The sequence below is a fragment of the Micromonospora haikouensis genome, assembly GCF_900091595.1.
Lineage (GTDB): Bacteria > Actinomycetota > Actinomycetes > Mycobacteriales > Micromonosporaceae > Micromonospora > Micromonospora haikouensis.
The window spans coordinates 1-3,021 of sequence record NZ_FMCW01000080.1 but is presented as its reverse complement, the minus strand read 5'-3'; the positions used below and the strand labels follow the sequence as shown (position 1 = coordinate 3,021).

Genomic DNA, 3,021 nt, shown 5'->3' with positions numbered 1-3,021 from the left:
CGTTGACGCGCGGGCTCTACTCGATTCCTTGGACATGGAGCATCGCCGGGAGGGTACGCCTCCCGACGCTCATCCACAGGTTTCGAGCATTGCTCTGGCCGGGCTCACCGACGCCCTGTCCTCCGCGATCACCACCGCACTCCGAGCCGGAGCACCCCCAACCGTGTTCGTCGACGCGTTCCGGCGTACCCGCTACGTTCCCGCCGGCGCCACCAGCGACCCGGACGTGCCGTATGCGACGTCGCTGGGCGACTACCTCGACCAGCGCCTGCACCGCAACCACCCCGACGGGCGGGAGCGGCCTTGACGGCGCTGCGCGCCGGTTGGGCGGACCCGGCAGACGTTGGGCGCGGTGACGAGTTGCGGGAGTTGGTCAGGGCCAACGGGCCGCTGATGCGGGCGCTGACTGTGGTCCGGGACTCGGGGCTGCCCGACGCGTGGATCGGCGCGGGTGTCCTGCGTGACCTGGTCTGGGGACGCCGCTACGGCACCGGGTTCGACCTGCGTACGGTGCGGGATGTCGACGTGGCGTTCTTCGATCCCGCCGACCTGAGCCGGGACAACGATGACCGGGCCACCGCCCGGCTGGCCACGACCGAACCGGGGATGCCGTGGGAGGCGAAGAACCAGGCCGCCGTGCACACCTGGTACCCGCGACGGTTCGGCGGGCCGCCGTTCCCACCGTTTCACGGCATCGCCGAGGCGGTCGCGACCTGGCCCGAGTACGCCACCGCCGTCGCGATCCACCTCGACCCCGACAACCACATCGCCGTCTGCGCGCCACACGGCCTCGATGACCTCCTCGACGGCGTGTGGCGACGCAACCCCACCCGAGTCAGCGAACAGACCTCCCACGAGCGGCTCGCCCGCCACCAGCCGGCCCAGCGGTGGCCGGGAGTCCGCATCATCACCAGCCCTTCCGCACACGGGGAGGGCCGGTGACCGGGCTGTTCCTCGTCGACGGGCACCAACTGCTCTATCGCGCCTGGTTCGGGTTTCCTGCCCGGATCACCAGCCGCGACAAGACCCGCGACCTGACCGGCGTGTTCGGGTTCCTCGCCCTCATGCGCAAAGCCCACCGCCTCCACGCCCCCGACCACGAACTCGTCGTCGTCTTCGACGGCGAACACGCCGCCGCCCGCCGCGCCGCCACCGTGCCTGGCTATAAGGCGAACCGGGTTGGCGTCGACCACACCCCCATCGCCGCGCTGCCCGACGTCAAGCGGGCGCTCGACGCCGCAACTGTCAGCTGGACAGAGATCGACCAGATGGAAGCCGACGACGTCATCGCCACCGCCACCACCAGCGCAGTCCAGGCGGGCCGTTCCGTCATCTGCTACTCCAGCGACCGGGACTTCTACCAACTCCTACGGCCCGCGGTCACTGTCCTCACCCCACGCCGCACCGTCGTCACCGCCGCCGACATCCACCGCCGCTATCGCATCCACCCCTGCCAGTGGCCCGACTACCGGGCACTCACCGGCGACCCCGCCGACAACATCCCCGGCATTCGCGGCATCGGCCCCACCACCGCCGCCACGCTCCTCACTGACGGCTGGCACCTCGAGCAACTCCCCAACAGCCCCCGACTCCGCAACCCACGCTGCCACCCCATCACCCACCAGTGGAGCGAGGTGCTTGCCTGGCGCGACGCCATCCGCCTGCGCACCGACATCCCACTGCCCGACACGCTGATCACCGGCCAGCCCACCGCGCCCCTGCCCCGCGCAGCCCACCTCCTCGACCAACTCCACCTCTGGTGACACCCGATCCGGCCGGCCAGGATCGTTGGACCCAATGCCGGCACAGCCGTGAGCCCAGCCCTCCGCCCGGAAGGAGTGATCCGCGCGCCAGCAGTTCCAACGGACGCCGGGATCGACCGCGCTGAAGGGCTGACAGGCGCACTGGCAGCCCTCGGCGACCTTAAAGCCCAGCCACCAGCAATGGCCGCGACCCGCGGTGCAGCTCGGACCTGCCTTACGCCTTCGAGGCATCGTACAGATCGTCAACTGGACGTCAGAGTGTCCAATCGACCCACGACGCAAGGGACCCACCAATGTCTGAGCCTGTCATCGACACCATGGCCCGCACGGGCGGCTGCCTGTGCGGCAAGATCCGGTTCACCGTGAGCGGCGAACCCGACTATCCCCACGTCTGTAGCTGCCGGCACTGCCAGAAACGGGCCGGCGGGCCGATCCAGTCGTGGGTCAGCTTCCCACTGAAGGGGCTGAACTGGACCGGAGAAGCCGACGAGCCGACGTGGTTCGACACGTTCCCAGGCGAGACCAAGCGAGGCTTCTGCGCCACCTGCGGCAGCTCGGTGGCGGCGTTCGACTACGGCGACACCCACATCGGCATCAACCTCACCGCCTTCGACGACCAGGACGACCCCCTTCTCGTTCCGGTCAACCAGTCCTTCCGCGGCGACGCGGTCACCTGGCTGCCTCAGGTCCCCGACACCCAGCAAAGCAACAGCTGAATCTTGGTGCCGTGATCGCTGACAGCCCGAAGCCCGAAGCCGGGATTCTCCAGCACCCGTCCACGAACTCAAAGAACGCCGTCGCAACGCACAATCGCCAGATTTGGATATCGACGGGGAAGCCCTCGCCGATCTCGATGAATTCCCAGCTGTGGACACCTACCTAGACGAAGGTGAACTCACCGTCGCGGTCCTGCCGATACAAACCAACGAATTCCGCTGTTCTCGCTGCCTTCTTATCCACAACCGTAGCCGAATCGCGCCTGGAATTGGTCAAATACTCTGCTACCGGGACTGCGCTTGATCTATGCGTTGACAACGCATATCGCGAGCAGTGCCCCAGCAACCAAATATGGCCCAAACGGAAATTGCTGCGCCTCCGCATCTCTCCCGCGCCACGTACGCGCTAGCCTCGGCCCTTCGGTAAAGGCTGTCCACGGGCTGGGTTGAGAACGAAGAAGTGCCTTCTGATCTGGGATAATAGGGCTTGTCGAGAGTCCCATGTTCCCGTCACGGAAGGCACTTGCTGGGTGAAGGTTACC

Annotated in this window: 4 protein-coding genes and 1 pseudogene; all 5 read left to right on the top strand. The window is 67.4% G+C overall.

What is annotated here, in order from left to right; genetic code table 11:
- A partial coding sequence (locus tag GA0070558_RS34005; RefSeq protein ID WP_218107166.1) for a TSCPD domain-containing protein occupies positions 1-307 on the top strand: 307 nt, incomplete at its 5' end.
- A gap of 53 nt (positions 308-360) precedes the next feature.
- Positions 361-942 (top strand): nucleotidyltransferase family protein, encoded by a 582-nt coding sequence (locus GA0070558_RS32500; protein ID WP_256092269.1) that lies wholly within the window; start codon positions 361-363, stop codon positions 940-942.
- Positions 939-1,763, top strand: coding sequence for a 5'-3' exonuclease (locus tag GA0070558_RS32495; protein ID WP_218107165.1), 825 nt, complete (start codon positions 939-941; stop codon positions 1,761-1,763). Before GA0070558_RS32500 ends, GA0070558_RS32495 begins: the two co-directional genes overlap by 4 nt.
- A 293-nt stretch (positions 1,764-2,056) precedes the next feature.
- Complete coding sequence (locus tag GA0070558_RS32490) at positions 2,057-2,479, top strand: GFA family protein (protein ID WP_091287356.1); 423 nt, start codon at positions 2,057-2,059, stop codon at positions 2,477-2,479.
- 64 nt (positions 2,480-2,543) lie between these two features.
- A pseudogene (locus GA0070558_RS35135) lies at positions 2,544-2,783 on the top strand (DUF4193 family protein); the annotation flags it as partial.
- Positions 2,784-3,021 lie beyond the last annotated feature (238 nt).

Excerpts from the sequence above, each read along its gene's own strand:
- GA0070558_RS32490 (WP_091287356.1), top strand. The coding sequence starts at position 2,057 with ATGTCTGAGCCTGTCATCGACACCATGGCCCGCACGGGCGGCTGCCTG.